Below are 19,090 nucleotides of genomic sequence, written 5' to 3'. Positions count from 1 at the left end.
ACCGCGCACACCTGTTCCTAAACAGCCCGGGCGCGGAATCAGAAACCGATGAGCCCCGACGCCAGATCAACAGTGTTGATGATCTGTGTGACCTGCTGACGTGCGTTGGGGCACTGGTCGCGTGTGACCGCGTCGATCGCGTCGCGATGGCGGGCGACGGCGATATTGATCGCACCGTTTCGCAGCGCCCAGGTGTGTACGACGCCGTTGAATTTCACGCGTGCGATGGCGCTGCCCTGTTGGCGCCAGCCGGCGAGATCGGCCCACATCGTGTCACACAGCTGCGCACCAGCGGCTGGACCGATGGCCGGTGCGTCGGCAGAGGCCGGGCCTCCGCCATGGCCTCGCGATTCGGTAGTCGTCGCGCAGGCGATAACCCCCGCCGAGACGAGAGCACCCAACAATGCGAGGCGGCCTAGGAGGTGGACGTGACGGCGCGTTCGTCTCATGAACAGGGGGTTCTCCTTCGAACGGGAACATGACGGTTTCACTGTTCGAATGCCCGCATCTTCGGAGACGAATCGATTACCGCACTGCGAAACACCGTGCTGTGACGTCGATTACAGGCATGCGCTGGAGAGTTGCGGGGTGCTGGGCACTGTGTGGAGACAGGGGCGGCCCGAAGCCGTGAAGGCTTCGGGCCGTGCACTGCGGTTGTCCCAGTCCGGTGGCGGCTAACGCGATGCGCCGCGACGCCCGGTGACCAACCCGACGAGGAACAAGAGAATGACCGCGCCGGCGATGCAGGTGAAGAAGCTGAACCACAGTCCGCCGCCGTTGACATCGACACCGAACAGTTTGAGCAGGAATCCACCGAGCAGGCCGCCGACGACGCCGACGACGATGTTGAGCAGGATCCCTTGCTGGGCATCGGTCTTCATGATCTTGCTGGCGATCCATCCGGCGAGTCCGCCGATGATGATCCATCCGATTATTCCGAGACCGAGCATGGTCTACTCCCATCATCCGAATGTGCTGGCGAGCTCCCGGTTCAGTCGCTCGGCAGCGGCATACCCCGCCGCTGCGTAAGCAATCAGGCATCGCCGAAATCGACGTGCGGCGCCTTTTCCGGGTCAAGCAAAACCATGCTGTTTGCCGCGCGGGTAACGCGGTAATCACCCGGAGACGGCGATCTGCGAGCGAAGGGATTCGATCATGGGCTTTCCCGAACAGCAGCAAAAGGTACCCGGCATCCAGGCGCAGATGTCGCCTGTCCCCGATTGTGGGGAGAAGTCCTATCGCGGCTCGGGAAAGCTGACCGGAAAGGCAGCGGTGATCACCGGTGCCGACAGCGGGATCGGCAGAGCTGTCGCGATCGCGTTCGCCCGCGAGGGCGCTGACGTGTTGATCTCGTATCTGGACGAGGATCAAGATGCCCAGGACGTCGCCGACTTGGTGATCGAGGCGGGACGGCGGGCGGTTCTGGTTCCCGGTGACCTTTCGGACCCGGCGCACTGTCGTGCGGTCATCGAACGAGCTGTCGCCGAATTCGGCACGATCGATGTGCTGGTGAGCAACGCTGCGTACCAGATGACGCACACGGACCTGGCTGAAATCACCGACGAGGAATTCGCCTATACCTTTGCGTTGAATGTGGGAGCCTATTTCCATCTGGTCCAGGCAGCGGTGCCGCATATGCGGCCGGGTTCTTCGATCATCGGCAGTTCGTCGGTGAACTCCGACATGCCCAATCCGACCTTGGCGCCGTATGCTGCGACCAAGGCAGCGATCTCGAATCTATCGGCGAGCTTGGCTCAGTTGCTGGGCGACAAGGGCATCCGGGTGAACAGTGTGGCGCCCGGCCCGATCTGGACGCCGCTGATTCCTTCCACCATGCCACCGGAGAAGGTCGGCAAGTTCGGCGACGACACCCCTCTGGGCCGGGCGGGACAGCCCGCCGAACTCGCAGCGGCTTATGTCCTGCTCGCCAGCGACGACGGTAGCTACATTTCCGGTGCGAGGCTCGCGGTGACCGGCGGCAGGCCCATTCTCTGAGTTGGTCGCTGGCAGGGCGGGGACGATATGGCCTGCACCGCCCCCTGGACAAAGGGTTGCGCGTCGACGGGTTAGGTCCGCGGATCACCGGCTCGGAATCGCGACCTGGGGCCCTTTCCTCACCGAAATGGGCCGCTACGTCACGATGAACGTGGCTACCGGTCCTCCGTCGCCGAGACGGGCTCGATACTGCGCCGCTTCACCAGCAGCACGATCGCCAGCACTGGGTAGAGGAACGCTCGGTCGCTGATCGATCCGACCAGCGACCGAGCGTTGCCTTCCTCTGAACGGTCGTCGCAGGTTGTGAGCGCTACGGAAACCGACCCTTCACCCAGGAATTCGACGGCCGGACCTATTTGGATGACCCCGCCTGCCCGGTTGGTCGGGCGTCGATCTGAGGAACAGTGCAAGGTGGCTGCGAGCGGGGAGACGACGCAGGCGAGCCAGGAGTTCAGACCGCGAGCGGTACTTGGTCGTCGGTGGTCTGCGCACGCAGATCGCCCAGCAGTCTGGTGAGCTTGCGAGACACGCTCATCTGGGAGACACCGAGGCGTTCGGCGATCTCACCTTGGGTGAGTGTGTCGTAGAACCGCCAGATCAGCAGCTGGCGATCTTCCGGCGGCAGCTGTGCCAGCAAGGGCGCGACGGTGATCGTGTCTTCAGCCAGTTGGTAACGAGGGTCTTCATCGCCGAAGGTGTCGGCGATGGTCATGCTGGGATCGCCGTCGGTATCACGTGCGGGGGTGTCGAGGCTGCGCGTCTGGAACGCGTTGGCCGCCACCAGAGTACGGGCGATATCGGTAACCGGAACATCGAGTTCGGTCGCGAGTTCTTGCGCGGTGGGGGAGCGGTGGAGTCGACGGGTCAACTCGTCGGTCGCCACCCTGACTTTGCCCTGTAGCTCCTTTTCGCGACGTGGCACATGCAGCGGCCAGATGTGGTCGCGAAAGTGTCTGCGCACTTCACCCATGATGGTGGGGACCGCGAAACCCAGGAACGGTGATCCGGTGGTCACGTCGTAGCGGTCGACTGCCATGACCACGCCCAGGCGCGCGGTCTGGAGCAGATCGTCGAACACTTCACCGCGGCCGGCGTATTTGCGGGCGATGTGCTCGGCGAGCGGGAGGCAGACTTCGATGATCTCCTCGCGCAGAGCATCGTGCTCGGGGCTGCGCGGGTCGGTCAGCGCCAGGTGCGCGAACAATGGTTCGGCGTGTTCGTAGGTGGGGCGGGCGGCGGTGGTGGTGGGCATGCGGATCAGCTCCTGGCGTTCGTAATGCTCAACGGGGGGAGGTGATTTGAAGGCCGTTGAGGCCTAGCATTTTGGAGGACATCGTCATCGCCGCACTCAGGCTGAGGGCGCCGAAGAAGGCGATGGTCAGCGACCCTGCCAGGGCGGTCAGACCCAACAGGAAGAACACGCTGGTCGCCAACACGATGGTGGTGCTGGTCAGATCCATGCTCGGCGTACTCGGTACCCGATTACGTGAGGTGGTCATGAGCGGAGGGTTGACCGTGGCGGAGGCGAATAAACCGGAACCGGTCGATGATGTTGATACAGCGACAGTTTCGGACTTCAGGGTTGAGATCTCGTGCGCGGCCATGACGACTCGACCAAATGAAGGCTGAGGGCGTAGATCGGGCTACTTCGCTGCAGGACAGCAAGATGCGGACTAGCTGTCCGGTGCGGCCTCGTACAGGTGGGTGCGGCCATCGACGAGTTCGTCGCGGATCTCGCGCTCGATCTGGCGAAACTCGAAGAGCCTTCGCAGTTCGTCGTGGAAAGGGCTTGGCGGGGTGTTCGTTGCCAACGATGCGGCGGTGAAGGCCTCGCGCCACCAGGGCGCACCGATCTGATCGTGACGAATTCCACAGCACTGCAACCGAATTCAAACCCCGATACTTCACACTGGAGCCGGCTTGCGAACGTGCCTGCACTGGGACGCTGTGTAGTCGAGCCGCGACCGTGGAACCTCTTCGGCGAAGTCGGCTCGGCAATCGTCAACGGCGGCCGGCGATCGGCCAGTCGAAGTCGGGTGTGGTTGGATGATGGCGTGTTCAGCGGTCCGGCGGTCAATTCGGCGGTCGATCGTATCTTCACCATGGCGACGGTGGAGGAGTCCCAGTCATTGGATGGGTTGGTGGAGGCGGTTTCCCGGTTCCGGGGGCGGCCTTTGCAGGTGATCGAGAATTCGGCACTGCCGACCGGGGTGTTCGGGCAGTGGGTTCATTACCGCGATCACGATGAGGTCAGCGTTGCCTCCTGGGTGCAGACTCGAGACCGGACTCTTGCCCACGAACTGGGTCATATCGTGCTGGGGCATCAGGGACGGCCGGTGCTCGAGCTGGCGCAGGCGGTGCTGCCGACAGGGGTACACGAGTTGGCCGCGCTGATGTTGCGTCGAGAGTGCGGCAACGCAGGCGCGGCCGCCGAGGAATTGGCCGCCGAGCAGTTCGCGAGCGTGCTGTTGAACCGCTTGCAGCGCATCGGTCGCAAAGAGCCGCGGTTGCGGTCTCGCTGGGGCGAGGCCCTGGGGTGAACGCCATCGTGTTGGCGCCGCTGATGTGGATCGCTGTGGTGAGCCGGGCGTGGCGGTGGTGGTGGTCGCGCAGCTGGGTGCTGGGCAGCATGGTGGTGGCGTTGGGTGTCGTCGCCGTGCACCTGAGTTTGAACATCCCGGCGGTGGAGACGGTGGTGCAGGCTGTCGTGCCGATTGCCAATTTCTCGACCGGATTGCGCATGGTGCTGTTCAACCTGATGGCGGCCTCCTCGGGTGTGCTGGCCTTGGCTGTCACGACCGATCCGGAGAGAGTGGCGCGCGGGGCTCGGGTACTTGGCCTGATCGCGGTGGTCGGTTCGGTGGTGGCGATGGCGATTTTCGCCTGCGCGCCGACGGTGCCACAGGCGGCAGGTGGGTTCGAGTTCGACATCGCCTACAGCCACCTGCCCGGATATGCCGAGGCAGGCATCGCCGGTGCGCTGTTCCCGGCGTTGCTGTGCCCGGCGCTGATGGTGATGACCGCTCGTGCCGCGGATGTGCGCAGCTTGACCGGCTGGAGTTTGACTCTGCTGTCGGTGGGGCTGGCCGCCGCGACGGTGTGGGCGTGGATTCGGCTGAGCTACTTCGTGGCGGCGCGCTATCTGGGTGCGCCTCAGCTGCCCGTGGTCTTCGAAGTCACCCGGGCGGTGTCCGCAGTGGGTGTGCTGGTGATCTTCGTGGGCATGATGTTGTCGCCGGTCGTGTCGTGGGTGCGTGCCAAGCGGATCCTGTGGGCGATCGGTCCGCTGCATCGAGAGTTGACGGCGCGCTGGCCCGGTGTTCGCCGGGCGTCGCGGCGGGGCAGCAGCACCGATGAGCGAGCCGATGACCGCGTCACCGAATTGCTCGACGCCTTGAGCATGGAAGCCGAGAGCACCACGCAACCTGACGCTTGCGTGGCGGATATGACGGAAGTGGCTGCGGCAGTGGCGGGATGGCTGTTGCGGGGGCTCGCATCGTCGGCGTTCAGCAGTGCCGGTATCCGGTCGGCGGTCCTCGAGGCCGAGCTCGACCGCACGTGGGCATTGACTTTGGCACGGAAGTATCGGGATGAACAGCGAGAGGTTTCGGCGTGACGGAAACGATGGTGCCGCAAGCGCGTGCGGCTCGGGTGATCACTGAGCTCGGGGCTCCCTGGGTGATCAATATCGTGACCGGGACGATCGCCGGGTTCGCTGTGGGTGCGCCAGGGTGGGGGCTTTTCGTCGCCGCGATCACAGGCGGCATTCCGATGGTCATCATCTTGGCAGGTGTGCGACGCGGTATCGCCAGCGATCACCATGTGACCGATATCGACGGTCGGCGCTGGGTGATTCCGGCGATTTTGGGCATCGTTGGCGTGGGCCTGATCGTCGAGATCGTGCAGGGCGCCCCGCGCGCTCTGATCGCGTGGACGGTGGCCGGGCTGGTTGTCCTGTTCGGCATCGGCATCGTGACCGTGATCGGCAAATGGAAGGTGAGTGTCCATACCGCGGTGAGTGCGGGAACAACGGTCCTGCTGGCGCTGATCGCCTCACCATGGTTTCTTGCCGCGCTGCCACTGACCGTCGTCAATGGATGGTCGCGAGTGTGGCTGGGCGATCACACCCGCGGCCAGGTCGTCGTCGGCTCGATCGTGGGAGCGGCGCTCGCGGCCGGCGCCTATCTGCTCGCATCCTGAATCAGTTGTCCGCGTCGCCTTCGTCGCTGCTGCGGCGCAGCTCCCGGAACCCGACTTCGAACACCTCGGCGGGGTTGTAGGTACGGGCGGCGACCTGTTCGGCACCCGAATCACGGATCGTACTGATCCACGCGATGTGGCGCCGGATCTCCGCATAGGACTCCGGCGACCCGAAATAGTCGATCGGGACGCGGAATACGGTGGCGATGTCGGTCACGGTCGGCAACGTGGGTGAACGGCGTTTGCCTGACAACAGCTGCGACATGTAGCCGGTGGTCATCCCGCCCCCGTTGGCTCTGATCATGTCGACCACTTCGGTCTGACTGTAGGGACCACGACCGCGCGGATACACCGTCTCGAAGAGAAACCGCAGGCGATCAGCAAACGTCGGCCCGCCTTCGGATTCTGTTGGCGTGTCCTCATTTTCGAGGTTCGACATGGCCCCGGCCTCCTTCTCCGTCGTCGGTCGGCGCACCCGTCCGGCACAACTTCTAGCTACCTTATCCACCATCACAAAACTTGCTTCTGCAACTTGCACTAGCAAGCTGGCCGTCTTAGGCTCACGATAGCCGTCCTGAGCGGTCGGTTGGGTACGGGCCCGGCCAGTTCGGCGAGTCCCGGTTCGCTCGCGGAGGGGGCAAGCGAACCGCCCGAGGTTCGCAGAGACCGCAGGATGCACAATGGCGTGCGTCCTGCGGTAGCTGCCCCAACGGCCCTGGTTGATCTCTACCGAGAATTCGGACAATCGCGTGATCGGACATCCCGCAGAGCCTTCGCCGGGGCGGCGGCAGGGCGGCGGCAGGGCGGAATCGTGGCCGCATCGACCGCTGTCGGCAGTTGGTCTCGGACGGGGCCCCGCTACTGCGATTGTCCGGTCCAGTGCTGCAACGTGCCGAGATGGAGCCGCTTGTACGTCGTGAACGGCTGGCTAGGTGGTTGATTCCAATGGGTTCGGAGGACTCGAATGCCATGTCCGATTCCAGCCGGACATCGACGGGTCATGTCCGTTGAATAGCTTGCATGAGCGAAACCGAAAACCTCACAACCAAAACAGCTCTGGTAACCGGTGCGAGCCGGGGCATCGGCCGTGCCATCGCTGAGCGGCTGGCCCGAGACGGTGTACTGGTAGCAGTACATTTCGGTCAGAACGACGCCGCGGCCAAGGATGTAGTCGCCGGGATCGAGGCCGACGGTGGCCGAGCTTTCGCAGTTCGTGGCGACCTCGGCTCCACCGACTTCGCCACCTTCCTGGAGGACATGGACGCGGGCTTCGCCGCCCTCGGCGTCCCAGTCGGCCTGGACATCCTGGTCAACAACGCGGGCATGACCGTCATGAAGGGCGTCGACACCATGACTCCCGCCGAATTCGACACCCTCTTCGCTACCAATGTCCGAGCCCCGTTCTTCCTGGTGCAAGGCATTCTCGACCGGCTTCGTGACGGCGGTCGTGTCGTGAATCTGTCCTCGGCCGTCACGCGGATGGCCATCCCCGACATCCTGGCCTACACCATGACGAAAGGCGCTATCGACAGCTTCACCCGCGTCCTGGCCCAAGCTCTCGGCCCGCGCGGCATCACCGTCAACGCTGTCGCCCCCGGCTATGTACTCACGGATATGAACGCCTGGCTCATCGACAATCCCGATGGTCAGCGCGAAGCTGCGTCCAACGTCGCCCTCGGTCGCGTCGGGCGTCCCGCTGACATTGCCGACATCGTCTCTTACCTCGTCAGCGACGACGCCCGATGGATCACCGGCCAAACCCTCGACGCCAGCGGCGGTACCGCCCTCTGAGCGGGTGAGGGCGGCTGTGCCGCTCTCAGTTCGTAAACGCTGCGGCGAGCTCGCTGCACAGTGCATCGAGGGCAGACGCGGGGATTCGAGGCGCGTCGGGAGAATCGGCGCTGTGCCAGGGCACATCTCGTGCGGTACCAGCGGGTCGGGTGAAGATGTGCTGGTGAAGGTGGATGCCGGCGGCGCTCAGGCCGGCCACGAAGGTGAAGATGTGGGCGGGTTCGAGTGCCTGGCGCAGCGCGCCGATCGATGAGCGGACAGCGCGAGCGAATGCGAGGGTTTCGGCGTCGTCGAGCAGGTCGAGAGTCGCTACGTGACGTCGAGGCTCGACGAACAGATACCCCGGCCGGACCCATGGTCCTTGGGAGGGGCGGTGTGTCACCACCACGAGGTCGTCGATATAGATCACGGGGCTCACCAGTGGTCCGGTCCCGTTGTGCTTGTCACAGATCATGCACCCCCGCATACGGGTGACGATACCGTTGCTGCACCGAGTGCTTCAGCGCACGAGCAACTTTCACCTGGTCAGGCAGCCGTATCGCCACTGTGACGATACGGCTGCCTGTTCCTTTGCTCCTGTCCGTCAATCCTGCGGCTGTTCTTCCAGGGGTGTCGATGCGAAGGTTCGGGGGAGCATCGCGACGGCAACCGATCCGATGATCGCGGGAACCATGAAGGCGAAGAACCCCACTCGTGGCGAGGTGAACATGGCCGTGGCCAGCGACAGGTAGCTGGGTCCTGCGATGGCGCCCAGCCTGCCGATTCCCAACCCGTAGCCGAGCGCGGCGCCGCGCAGGTGTTGCGGGTAGAAGGCCGACATGCACGCGATGATCATGTTCTGGCAGCCCAACGCGCCCACTCCCGCCAACGCGGAGGCCACAAGCAGCAGCGGTCGCGGCTGGTTGGTGCTCAGGACCAACAGTGCCAGTGCCGCGAGAAGGAACGTCAGCGAGGTGACGACCTTCAGGTGGCCGCGGTCGGCATAGACCGCCAGCGCAACCCCGCCCACCGCAGCGCCGAAGGTGAAGGCAATAGAGAATTCGAGGGAGGAACTGAGGTTGTAGCCGTTGCGCATCATCACCGTCGGGAGCCAGGCGGTCGTGCTGTAGACGAGAGCCATGCTGGCGAAGGTCGCTGTCCACAGCAGGATCGTGCCGGTACGGCGACCGGGAGCAAGCAGGTGACCGACCTGTTCACGACCGGATTTCGGGACGGCACGCAATCTCGGCGTGGCAGGCAGCGTGCGCCAGATCAACGGTGCCAGCAGAATCGGGAGAGCGCCGATGAGGAAGATCACCTGGAAGTCGTGCTGGGGCAACAGGAATCGTCCGAGGAGTGCCGAGGCGGTACCACCGACACCGATGGATCCCATGGCGACGGCCAGGTGCAGTGTTCGACGACGTGTGGGGGCGTTGTCGCCGACCAGGGCCCCGACGAGTGGTGCGAGGGCGCCGACACCGATGCCGGTGGCGAATCGTGCCGCGCCGAGTAGCGCCATGGTCGGTGCGAAGGCGGCGGCCAGCATGGACACGGAGATCCACATGACCGCGATGGTCAGGGGGCCGCGGCGACCCCATCGGTCGGCGCACCAGCCGGCCAGGATGGACCCGAAGGGCATGCCGACCGCGGTGATGCTGCCGAGGGTGCCCAGCGTTGCCGGGCCGGCATGCCAGGTCGGGTCGTGCAGCAGGCTGGGCCCGATGGTACCGAGGGCGAACAGGTCGTATCCGTCGATGAACAGGATCAGACATGCGAGCACCAGCACGCCCGCACTACGCTGGGTGGGCAGCTTGGTGGTAGTGGCCATGGTGGTTCCTAACTAATTGGTGTGGCCGATTGCCCGGCGCAGGGCTTGTGCTGCGGTTCCGGGTGCTCCGGCGACCCAGGCGACGTGCTGATCCGGTCGAACCAGACTCAACTCGATGGGATGGGACAGCAGTTCCAGTGGGACTGAGGCTGCGGTGGCCGCGGCGGCGAATTCGGTGACGCGAGGATCGGTGAGGTCTCCGACGAGAGTGAAGCCGTGCCCGAGACGGTCGTAGAGCGACTCGCCCGGCGAGAGCCAGCGATGGGTGAGGCGGCCGCCGGAGCCTGCGGCGACGACCGGTGACCCGTCGTAGGTGTAGTCGAGAACCAGTCCGAGGCTGTGGAATTCCCCGTCCTTCGTGCGCTGGATCTGCTCGGCGATGTCGGGCCGGATCGTGTCGAACTGATCATCGACTAGGCGCTGGTCGGCCAGTTGCGACGGCAATGTCGCCATGTTGGTGGCGGCCTCGTCGATGGTGCGTGCGGCGATCGGTCGGCGTTCGCTCTCGTAGCTGGCCAACAGCGACCGTGGCGCCCAGCCGGCGACCACCGCCGCGAGTTTCCAGCCGAGGTTGATCGCGTCGCCGACCCCGGTGTTGAATCCGTGTCCGCCCCAGGGCGGGTTGAGGTGGGCCGCATCACCGGCGAGGAACACCCGCTCGGTGCAATACCGGTCGGCCAGCAGCATTTTCGCTTTCCACGGATCGGTCGCGATGATCTCGGCATCGATGGCCTCACCCACCAGCGCATGCACGAGGGCGCGTGGATCCGCTTCACCGGCCTTCTGATCGACGCCTTGCGCGATGCACCACCAGGTGTCCCGCAAATCGAGTCGCCCCATCACTCCGGGCCGGTCCGGTCGCACGATCCAGTAGTGCACCGCGGGTCCGTGCGGGACGCGGTCGGCGAGATCCGGTGCGCGGAAGACGATGTTGAAATTCGGTCGTTCATCGGCGGATCCGTCGTATCGAGCGCCGATGGCCTCGCGGACGGTGCTGTGGGCACCGTCGGCGCCGACGAGGAAGTCGCAGGTGATCCTGGTGAGGCTTCCGTCGCCATCGATGATCTGAGCGTCGATGCCATCCGTGCGTTCGACGAAGGAATGCAGTGATCGACCGGTCCGCAACCCGGCGTATTCCGAGGTGGCGACCGCAGCCCGCAGCACTTGTTCGACGGCGGGCTGGGGTATCTGCTGCCCCGGTTCGGCCGCGCGATCAGAGCCACCGAGTTCGAGGCCGAAGCATTTGTCGAACCGGGTGATCTCCCTGCCCAGCAACGCTGTGGCGAAGACGGCTTGATCCGACCAGTCGACGGGCAGCCCGGCGCGGTCGCGGATGGTGTCGGCCAGTCCCCAGCGGCGGAACAGTTCCATCGTGCGAGCCGATGTCGTCTTGGCTCGCGGCCGCAGCCACGACACCTCGCTGCGCGGTTCGACGATCACCGAGCGCACCCCGTGATGCGCGAGTTCCAGACTGGTGGCGAGCCCGACGGGTCCGCCACCGCAGATGAGTACGGGAACGTAGTTCGTCATTTCGCCGGACTGGGTGCGGGCTGGTTGATGGTGGTGAAGTACTGGACTGCCGCCATGACCGCGACCGGTGCGGTGATCAACAGCTGACCGGCCACGGTGCCCAGCGCGCCGACCGCGAGGACGCCGCCGATGCAGCCCACGGCAGCCGCGGGAATGAACGGACCGAACAACCCGATGATGGTGGCCGAGGCGATGGTGGCGCCGGCGATCCCGCCGAGCACGCAACCCACTGCGGCCCCGCCGATTCCACCGACGACCGTGCCGACGCTGGCACCGAGGGCGATCGTGCTGGTGAGCCGCGACCATGCGGCTTGTTCGCGCTCGTACTGGGTGCGCCACGGGGCTTGGTCCTCGTACGGGAGGGCGACCGGCTTGTACACGGCGTGAGCCCGATCGAACTGAGGGGTCAGTGTTGCGGTTCGATCGTGGACCTGCGCGGCGATCGGGAAGACGAAATCGTCGACGCGGAAGGACAGTTCGGTGCCTGCCACGACTGTGCCGTTGGCGGCGCGGAGGGTGAAGACGCCGTTGTCGACCGCCATGGAACCGGCATCGGTGCTGATCGTGGTGGAGTGCTCGTCGGTGCGGGCGGTGAATCCGACACCGTTGTCCTCGGGCGCGGCGTGCGCCGATGGAGCGATCACTGTCAGCAACGCGGTGGCCGCGAGTGTGGAGGCGGCGATGGTCTTCCTCATGGGGTTCCTTCGGAGTGGGATGATCGCGGTGCATCATTGCGCCGCAAGGGATCGGACGTTGATAGCTGCCCGCTACGCTCAGGCGCCGGTCGAATGCGCGCCGGTCATGAGTGCGGCCAGGTCATCGGGTTCGAGAAACGATGCCGGTGGCGGTGGGCCCCAGGCGTACAGGCCCTGCAATCCTTCGAGGACCTGGGGCGACCACAGGTCGTCCTCGGGGATGGTGTCCATGTCGGAGTAGTACTCGGAGAAGTTTCCGGCCGGATCACGCAGGTACCAGAAGAAGTTCGCGCCGGCGAAATGGCGTCCGAGTCCCCAGGTGTGCCGTTCCGGATGGTCTTCGAGCATGCGGTGCGCGCCACGGCCGACCTCGTCGACATCGTCGACTTGCCAGCTGGTGTGGTGCATGAAGTTGACCGGCGCGGCCATCACCAGCACGTTGTGGTGTTCGACCGAGCAGCGCAGGAACGCCGCCTTGTCGCCCATGTAGTCACTGATCTTGAACCCGAGGCCTTCGGTGAAGAAGCCGCGGGTGGTGTGCAGATCCGTACTGCCGATGACGATATGTCCGAGCTTGCGCGGTCGAACCCGGCCGCCGCGTTCGAGGAAAGGTGCTCTGCCCCAGCGGTCGATGCGATCCGGGCCGTTGTACGCCGTTCTGGCTACCGCAGGCTCGATGCGGATGCGGGGGCGCACGGAAACGATGACCGGGGTTCCGGTGACAGGTTCGATGGCGCGCACCGATTCGGCGGTTGCCTGATTCGGCACTCCGTGCGCGGTCAAGCGCTGTGCGGTGGCGGCGATGTCGTCAGGATCGTCCGCGGCGACGGTCAGTTCGAGTAGCCGTCTGGTGGGCGCGTGGGAGATACGGAGTTGTTCACCGCCGTTGCGGGTGGCGAATCGGCCGTGGCCGAGGTGTTCCAAACCGAATTCGGTGTAGTAGGAGATGGTTTCGGCGACATTGGGAACGCCGATACTCGCTGCGGCGAGACCGTGCAGTGCCATGGGTGCTCCTACTCCGACGCGCTGTTCTGGAAGAGCTGGTGCAATTCGCCGATGCCTTCGATGCGGCTGTCGAGCCGTTGACCCGGCTGGATGAAGCGCTGCGGATCGCGGCCGACGCCGACTCCGGCCGGGGTGCCGGTGAAGATGACATCGCCGGGGAACAGCGTCACCGTGCGCGACAGGGTCGCGACGAGATCGGAGACGCTGAAGATCAGGTCGCGGGTACGGCCCTTCTGCAGTTCCTCGCCGTCGAGACAGCACTGCAGTTCGAGGTCGTCGGGATTGTCGAACTCGTCGGGGGTCACCAGCCACGGGCCCTGCGGGGAGAACCCGGGGAACGACTTTGCGAGCCCGAATTGCGGTGCGGGGCCGCGCAACTGGGAAACGCGCTCGGAGATGTCCTGTCCGGCGGTGAGGCCCGCGATGTGCTCCCACGCTGCCGCCGCGTCGATGTGGTGGGCCGACCGGCCGATGACGATGACGAGTTCGATCTCCCAGTCGACATTTCCGCCGGCGGGCAGCGTGACGGTGGAGTCGGGGCCGGTGAAGCTCGACGAGTACTTGGTGAACACCGGAGGCAGATCGGTCGGTGCCTCGAACCCGGACTCGGCCGCGTGTGCCCGGTAGTTGAGGCCGACGGCGAAGACCTGACGTGGGCAGGGGGAGGGGGCGCCGAGGTGTTCGCGCTGGACTCCGACCGCGTCGGACGAGAGTTCGACGCGGCCACGCGCCCAGTCGGTGAACGCGTCCCACTGCTCGTAGACGGCCGGAAGGGCGGGGCCGAAGCGGCCCTGGGACGCGGTCGCGATGTCGACGGCCTGCTCGTAGCCTTCGGTGCCGACGATGAGCGCCGCCCGGTTTCGATAATTGGCGATACGCATAAGGGGTGTGTCTCCTCTGTGTTGGGTTCGGTCAGCCGACGTGCGCGGTGACACGCAGGCTCGTGCGGTAGTGCGACACCATCTGTGCGATCTCGTCGAGATCGGTGACGGTGGCGAAGATGTAGTGGTCGGGGCGGGCCAGCACAGCCCTGATGTGGTGATCGGAGAACCATCGGGCCCACCCGCCGTCGAAGTCGCGCAGATCAGCGGTGGCGCCGGCACCGATACTGAAAGCTCGTGTCTCGCTGTCGGCGAGCTGACGCGTCGACTCGGCTCCGAGCAGATCGCGAGCGGAAGCGTCACCGTGAATCAGCAGGACCGCGCCGGAACCGGTGGCGTCATCGAGAAGCTGTGGCAGACAATCGTGTTCGATCGCCAGTTGAGGAAGCAACGTCCCACGCAGTCCCGCGGGATCCAGCGTTTGCGCGATGACTCCGGGACCGAGGATCGGCTGCGCGGTTACCGGCAGTACGACGGCGGGATTCGCGAGGCCGGCGATCATCCGCGCGTCTCGCTCCTCGGCATGGCTCTCATCGAGCACGCAGATCACCTTGCCCAGCTCCACCGACATCGAGATCGCGTGTTGCAGATGGGTTTTGCGTTCGTCTGTGTAGGTGTCGAGCAACGACAGCTCGGAGACACCGCGCAGTACCCGGTCGAGTTTCCAGCTCAGATTGGCCGCGTCGCGGATTCCCGAACACATGCCCTGGCCCGCGAACGGCGGCATCAGGTGGGCGGCGTCGCCGGCGATGAGGACTTGTCCCCGCGACCACCGCTGCGCCCACCTGGCGCTGAAGGTGTAGACGCAGTGGCGTTCGAGTTCGGTGTTCGCCGGTGTGCGGCCCCACGGGCGCAGCAGTCGCCACACGGATTCGGTGGTATCGAGTTGTTCGGTGGGTTCGCCGGGCAACCGCATGAATTCCCACCGTCGTCGGCCGGGCCCACCGGACACGATGGTCGTCGGCCGAGCCGGATCGCACAGCTGCCAGTTCTGCGGTGACCAATCCCGATCGTCGAGTGGCACCGTATCGACGATGAGCCAGTCGAAGTAGAACCCGAGATCGACGACCTCGGTATCGAGATGTTCGCGGACCGTGCTGTTGGCGCCGTCGCAGCCGAGGACGAATCGAGTGGTGATCGACGTCCCGTCGTCGAGGGCGACAGTCGCACCGAAGTCGTGTTGAACGATTTCGAGGACTTCGGCGCCGCGCCGAATCGTGACCTCGTCCATCGTCTCGACCGCGGTGGCGAGGACGTGTTCCAGCTGTGGCTGGGAGAAGAAGTTCGCGACCGGCCATCCGTTGGGACCGAGTCCGGACCAGTCGATGCTCACGAGTACGTCATCGGCGCGGTTGCGCCACTCATAGCAATCGGGTACCGGTTCCGAGATCGCTCGTACGGCGTCGGTGAGCCCCATGGACTGGAACACTCGCCCGATCTCGTCGTCGAAATGGACTGCCCGGGGCAGCGGATACGGCTGTGTCCATCGCTCGATGACCAGCAAGTTGTGGCCGTAGCGGCCGAGCATTCGGGCTGCCGCCAAGCCCACCGGCCCAGCGCCCACAATCACGACGTCGTGGGTGGGCTCTTGATTCGGCCCCATTGCCTGCACCTACTCCCTGACTGAGGTCTGGATCACAGTCACAGTAGGGAGGTGTCCTACATCGCAAAAGCAATGTCCTGTATATCGAGACAGATATCAGGCTGAGCAGGGGGTTTGCTCAGGCGAGGTCAGGCGTCGCGGAGTTCGAGCTGGTGAGAAATCGCCGCGGCCGCGTCGCGGACGGCGGCCTCGACGTTCTTCAATTCCGCGCGGGGGACCCTGGTGGCGAGGGCGGCGATGCTGATCGCCGCGCACACCGAACCGGACGCGTCGCGGATAGGGGCGGCCACGCCGAGGATGTGGTCGTCGAGTTCTCCCTGGGAGATCGCCACGCCGCGCCTGCGGATGTGCACCAGGCGTGCGCGCAGGGCGTCGGGATCGGTCAGGGTCTTGGCGGTGAATCGCTCGAGCGGAGCTTGGTTGAGGACGGAGTTGACCTCGGCGGGATCGGCCCAGGCCAACAGGACCTCCGCGGCAGCGCCGGCGTTGATCGGCAGAACGTGACCGCGTTCGTAGGAAAGCCGCACCGTGTGTTGCGGCTCGACCAGATCGAGGCAGACAACCGAACGTCCGGAGCGCCGCGTCAGCAGCACTGTCTCGTTGACTGTGGCCGCCAGCGCGCGCATCGGCGGCATCGCGACATCGGTGAGCCCGAGACCAGCGCGGGCCAGGCGCGAAAGTTCGAAGATTCGGGGACCGAGGCGGAAGCCGTTGGTCGCTTCCTCGATGAATCCGGTATTGACCAGGCTCTGGATGTAGCGGTAGCCGGTCGAGCGGGCCACGCCCAGTTGCTCGCCGATCTCGGCGCCGGTCCACACCGGCTTGTCGGCGGTGAACAGCAACAAGATGTCCAGCGCGCGGTCGGCCGTGGAATTGCGCTCGCGATATGCGCCCGGGGCGCGGGTTCGTCCAGTCATGAACACACAGTAGAACGCCGATCGAGTCCTGTAAATCAGGACAGTGCTTACGAAAAGCAGGACATCGCTCCTACTGTGGCGAGCATGACATCACCGTCGATGAGGCTCACACGATGACGCCGATCAAGCCGCACTGCGACGTCGAAGTCGTGGTCTGCGGAGCCGGTCCGGTGGGCTTGACCGCCGCTGCGTTGCTTGCGGCTCGCGGTATCGAAGTCGTGGTCCTGGAGCAGAACGCCTCGACCAGTGACGAGCCGAAGGCGATCAGCATCGACGACGAAGCCCTGCGGGTATTCCAGCAGGCGGGCATCGTGGATCAGATCATGCCGGTTCTCGTGCCCGGCACCGGAACCCGCTACTACGACCGCGCGGGCACGCCGCTGTTCCACGCCAAAGGTCCCCAACCCTTCCGGCTGGGCTTTCCCTTCAAGAACCCCTTCGCGCAGCCGGACCTCGAGCGTGTGCTCGCCGATGCCGTGACGCGGGCGCCGAATGTCACGGTGCGCTTCGGGAACCGAGTCAGCGGTTTCGACCAGCATCCCGACCATGTGAGCGTGCACGTCGAGACCGCGACGGGTGCCTCGACCGTCACGGCCCGGTATGTCCTGGGCTGCGATGGCGGACGCTCGGCAACTCGGCTGCTGCAGGACATCGACATGACCGGTCGTAGTCACGACCAGGTGTGGCTGGTCGCCGACACCGTCGAGGATCCGCACACCGAGCGTTTCGCGATGCATCACGGTGACCCGGACCGACCGCACGTGATCGTGCCAGGCCTGCACGGTCGCTGCCGCTACGAGTTCCGCCTGTTCGACGGTGAGGGTGACCCCCAGCAACCGCCCGACTTCGAGCTGATCCGCAAGCTCGTCTCGCGCTATCGGGTCCTCGAACCGCACCAGGTCGAACGGGCGGTCAACTACCGGTTCAACGCCGTGGTCGCCGACGAATGGATGATCGGGCGCAGTTTCTTACTCGGCGACGCCGCCCATATGATGCCGCCGTTCGCCGGGCAGGGCCTGAACTCGGGCATCCGTGACGCAGCCAATCTGTGCTGGAAGATCGCTGATGTCCTCGCCGGGATTCTCGACGCCGACGTTCTCGCCAGCTATCAGCGCGAGCGGTTTCCGCATGCGCTGGCCACGGTTCGGATGTCGGAACGACTGGGCCGTGTCGTCATGACCACCTCGCCGAGCATGGCGGCGCGTCGCGATCGCCGGGTCGCCGCCGCGTTGGCGACCGAGGACGGGCGCGCGTATCTGGAACAGATGCGATACCGCCCGCCCCAGCACTACACCGACGGGCTCGTCGTTCCCGGTGACCTGCCCGCCCACGTCGGTGTTCCTCTCGGTCAACCACTCGTTTTCGATACCGCCACCCACTCGGTGTGCCGATTGGACCGAGCACTCGGTACCGGGTGGTCGCTGATCGGCATCGATGTCGGCGACGAGCACTGGCAGGGCGTGGAAACGATCCTCACTGCCTTCGACGCGACAGCCGCTCAGCTCATGCTGGCAGACCACATGCCCGGGAGCGGACGCCGCGCCCTCATCGATGTCGATCATGCGCTGAACAGTGAGTTCATCGCCTACACAGGCCGATTCGTGCTGTTGCGACCAGATCACTTCGTCGCCGCCGCATGGACGCCCGACCATACCGAAGACGTCATCGACCGGGTCCTGTCCTGGACACCCGGCGCAGTCGTCCACAACACGCCTCGACAAGGAGCAGTCAGCCATGGATAAACCGCAACGGATCGTTCTGCAGGAGCGAGATGCCGCCGGGACGCTGACCCGAACAGCGGTGTCGCACATCGGCTTCGCCGTCCCCGACGTCGCCGCCGCGGCACAGTTCTACGGCAGAGTCCTCGGTCTGGTCGTCCACGACGAGCTGCCAGACGGCGGCCTTCGTCTCGGCTGGGGCACCGGCCACCATGTGCTCGATCTGATAGAAGGCGCGAAAGGTCTGCGCCACTACGGATTCGAGGTCCGCGACGACGGCGGGGTGGATGGCATCGCCGAACGGCTCGCCGCCGCCGGACACACCGTCGGTCTGCTCGACGCATCGTATGTCGATTCCGCGGTCGGTGACTGTCGTGCCATCACGACCACCGATCCGCACGGCACCGAGGTCCACTTCCACGGCGCGGTGCAGCGACAGGGTGAGAACGCCGCGGACACCGGCCGACGGCCGATCAAGTATCAGCACATCACCCTCGGCACCGACAGCGTGGAGGCCATGGTCGCGTTCTTCGTCGATACCGTCGGGTTCCGCATCTCCGATCAGCTCGAGGACGGGCGCTTCGCCTGGCTGCGCTCCGACCGCGATCACCACACCCTCGCGGTGGTCGATGTCGGGCGCGGCGGCGACATCGACCACTACTCCTACGACCTCGCCGAGTGGGAGGACTTCAAAGCCTGGTGCGACCGGCTCACCGACGAGAACGTTGAGGTGACCTGGGGGCCCGGCCGACACGGCCCCGGAAACAACCTGTTCGTCTTCTTCGACGACCCGGCGGGAAACCACATCGAGCTGTCGGCGGAGATGGAGAAATTCCACGACGACCGCGTGACCTATGTACCGCGGCGGTGGCGCCCGATCCCCAACACCGTGAACCTGTGGGGCGGCCAGCTCGCCTCCTGGCGCAAGACCAGCGAAGGGAACTGACC

20 protein-coding genes are annotated in these 19,090 nt (G+C 65.3%); 7 read left to right on the top strand and 13 right to left on the bottom strand.

Annotation, left to right across the window (positions count from 1 at the left end; all coding sequences use genetic code 11):
• Positions 1 to 38: 38 nt before the first annotated feature.
• Together ACFULV_RS07995 and ACFULV_RS07990 are read right to left on the bottom strand one after the other, a co-directional pair.
• The gene (locus ACFULV_RS07995) at positions 39 to 218 is read right to left on the bottom strand and encodes a hypothetical protein (RefSeq protein WP_378654407.1); all 180 of its coding nucleotides are present in this window, start codon (positions 216 to 218) and stop codon (positions 39 to 41) included.
• 456 nt (positions 219 to 674) lie between these two features.
• Positions 675 to 950: a GlsB/YeaQ/YmgE family stress response membrane protein gene (locus ACFULV_RS07990; protein ID WP_378654405.1), complete on the bottom strand. Its 276-nt coding sequence runs from the start codon at positions 948 to 950 to the stop codon at positions 675 to 677.
• Between the two features lie 205 nt (positions 951 to 1,155).
• Between ACFULV_RS07990 and ACFULV_RS07985 the strand changes: the two genes are divergently transcribed.
• Positions 1,156 to 1,995 (top strand): glucose 1-dehydrogenase, encoded by an 840-nt coding sequence (locus ACFULV_RS07985; RefSeq protein WP_378654402.1) that lies wholly within the window; start codon positions 1,156 to 1,158, stop codon positions 1,993 to 1,995.
• 451 nt (positions 1,996 to 2,446) lie between these two features.
• On the opposite strand, the gene ACFULV_RS07980 is transcribed toward ACFULV_RS07985, so the two are convergent.
• Complete coding sequence (locus ACFULV_RS07980) at positions 2,447 to 3,247, bottom strand: SigB/SigF/SigG family RNA polymerase sigma factor (RefSeq protein ID WP_378654399.1); 801 nt, start codon at positions 3,245 to 3,247, stop codon at positions 2,447 to 2,449.
• Positions 3,248 to 3,275: 28 nt separating this feature from the next.
• Entirely contained in the window at positions 3,276 to 3,494 is a 219-nt protein-coding gene (locus ACFULV_RS07975) for a hypothetical protein (RefSeq protein WP_378627841.1), read from the bottom strand.
• A 201-nt stretch (positions 3,495 to 3,695) separates the two neighbouring features.
• Between ACFULV_RS07975 and ACFULV_RS07970 the strand changes: the two genes are divergently transcribed.
• The 3 genes from ACFULV_RS07970 to ACFULV_RS07960 are packed head-to-tail and all read left to right on the top strand — an operon-like array spanning position 3,696 to position 6,195.
• Positions 3,696 to 4,535 (top strand): hypothetical protein, encoded by an 840-nt coding sequence (locus tag ACFULV_RS07970; protein ID WP_378654396.1) that lies wholly within the window; start codon positions 3,696 to 3,698, stop codon positions 4,533 to 4,535.
• Positions 4,532 to 5,611, top strand: coding sequence for a hypothetical protein (locus ACFULV_RS07965; protein ID WP_378654393.1), 1,080 nt, complete (start codon positions 4,532 to 4,534; stop codon positions 5,609 to 5,611). The genes ACFULV_RS07970 and ACFULV_RS07965 overlap by 4 nt, the downstream gene beginning before the upstream one ends.
• A complete protein-coding gene (locus ACFULV_RS07960) occupies positions 5,608 to 6,195 on the top strand; it encodes a phosphatase PAP2 family protein (protein ID WP_378654390.1) in 588 nt (195 codons plus the stop codon). The genes ACFULV_RS07965 and ACFULV_RS07960 overlap by 4 nt, the downstream gene beginning before the upstream one ends.
• A gap of 1 nt (position 6,196) precedes the next feature.
• On the opposite strand, the gene ACFULV_RS07955 is transcribed toward ACFULV_RS07960, so the two are convergent.
• Positions 6,197 to 6,739 (bottom strand): helix-turn-helix domain-containing protein, encoded by a 543-nt coding sequence (locus ACFULV_RS07955; RefSeq protein WP_378654388.1) that lies wholly within the window; start codon positions 6,737 to 6,739, stop codon positions 6,197 to 6,199.
• 476 nt (positions 6,740 to 7,215) lie between these two features.
• Between ACFULV_RS07955 and ACFULV_RS07950 the strand changes: the two genes are divergently transcribed.
• Positions 7,216 to 7,986: an SDR family oxidoreductase gene (locus ACFULV_RS07950; RefSeq protein ID WP_378627866.1), complete on the top strand. Its 771-nt coding sequence runs from the start codon at positions 7,216 to 7,218 to the stop codon at positions 7,984 to 7,986.
• A 25-nt stretch (positions 7,987 to 8,011) separates the two neighbouring features.
• Here ACFULV_RS07950 and ACFULV_RS07945 read toward each other — a convergent pair whose 3' ends face one another.
• The 8 genes from ACFULV_RS07945 to ACFULV_RS07910 form a co-directional block, all read right to left on the bottom strand.
• Positions 8,012 to 8,440 carry an HIT family protein gene (locus ACFULV_RS07945; RefSeq protein ID WP_378654386.1) on the bottom strand — a complete coding sequence of 143 codons (429 nt, stop codon included), beginning with the start codon at positions 8,438 to 8,440 and terminating at the stop codon, positions 8,012 to 8,014.
• A gap of 129 nt (positions 8,441 to 8,569) precedes the next feature.
• Complete coding sequence (locus ACFULV_RS07940) at positions 8,570 to 9,793, bottom strand: MFS transporter (protein WP_378654383.1); 1,224 nt, start codon at positions 9,791 to 9,793, stop codon at positions 8,570 to 8,572.
• 12 nt (positions 9,794 to 9,805) lie between these two features.
• Positions 9,806 to 11,323, bottom strand: coding sequence for an FAD-dependent monooxygenase (locus ACFULV_RS07935; protein WP_378654381.1), 1,518 nt, complete (start codon positions 11,321 to 11,323; stop codon positions 9,806 to 9,808).
• A complete protein-coding gene (locus ACFULV_RS07930) occupies positions 11,320 to 12,018 on the bottom strand; it encodes a hypothetical protein (RefSeq protein WP_378654378.1) in 699 nt (232 codons plus the stop codon). Before ACFULV_RS07930 ends, ACFULV_RS07935 begins: the two co-directional genes overlap by 4 nt.
• Before the next feature lie 78 nt (positions 12,019 to 12,096).
• The gene (locus ACFULV_RS07925; RefSeq protein WP_378627874.1) at positions 12,097 to 13,023 is read right to left on the bottom strand and encodes a VOC family protein; all 927 of its coding nucleotides are present in this window, start codon (positions 13,021 to 13,023) and stop codon (positions 12,097 to 12,099) included.
• 8 nt (positions 13,024 to 13,031) lie between these two features.
• Positions 13,032 to 13,904, bottom strand: coding sequence for a fumarylacetoacetate hydrolase family protein (locus tag ACFULV_RS07920; RefSeq protein ID WP_378654376.1), 873 nt, complete (start codon positions 13,902 to 13,904; stop codon positions 13,032 to 13,034).
• 31 nt (positions 13,905 to 13,935) lie between these two features.
• Positions 13,936 to 15,507 carry a bifunctional 3-(3-hydroxy-phenyl)propionate/3-hydroxycinnamic acid hydroxylase gene (locus ACFULV_RS07915; protein ID WP_378654373.1) on the bottom strand — a complete coding sequence of 524 codons (1,572 nt, stop codon included), beginning with the start codon at positions 15,505 to 15,507 and terminating at the stop codon, positions 13,936 to 13,938.
• 128 nt (positions 15,508 to 15,635) lie between these two features.
• Entirely contained in the window at positions 15,636 to 16,424 is a 789-nt protein-coding gene (locus tag ACFULV_RS07910; RefSeq protein ID WP_378627880.1) for an IclR family transcriptional regulator, read from the bottom strand.
• Between the two features lie 113 nt (positions 16,425 to 16,537).
• Here ACFULV_RS07910 and ACFULV_RS07905 point away from each other — a divergent pair, with 113 nt between their 5' ends.
• The gene (locus tag ACFULV_RS07905; RefSeq protein WP_378627883.1) at positions 16,538 to 18,166 is read left to right on the top strand and encodes an FAD-dependent monooxygenase; all 1,629 of its coding nucleotides are present in this window, start codon (positions 16,538 to 16,540) and stop codon (positions 18,164 to 18,166) included.
• Positions 18,159 to 19,088 carry a VOC family protein gene (locus tag ACFULV_RS07900; RefSeq protein WP_378654370.1) on the top strand — a complete coding sequence of 310 codons (930 nt, stop codon included), beginning with the start codon at positions 18,159 to 18,161 and terminating at the stop codon, positions 19,086 to 19,088. Before ACFULV_RS07905 ends, ACFULV_RS07900 begins: the two co-directional genes overlap by 8 nt.
• The last annotated feature ends 2 nt before the right edge of the window (positions 19,089 to 19,090 follow it).

It is taken from the genome of Nocardia sp. NPDC057272 (genome assembly GCF_042668615.1).
Classification (GTDB): domain Bacteria; phylum Actinomycetota; class Actinomycetes; order Mycobacteriales; family Mycobacteriaceae; genus Nocardia.
Note: the sequence above shows the minus strand (reverse complement) of the source record. Positions and strands in the feature narration are given on the sequence as shown.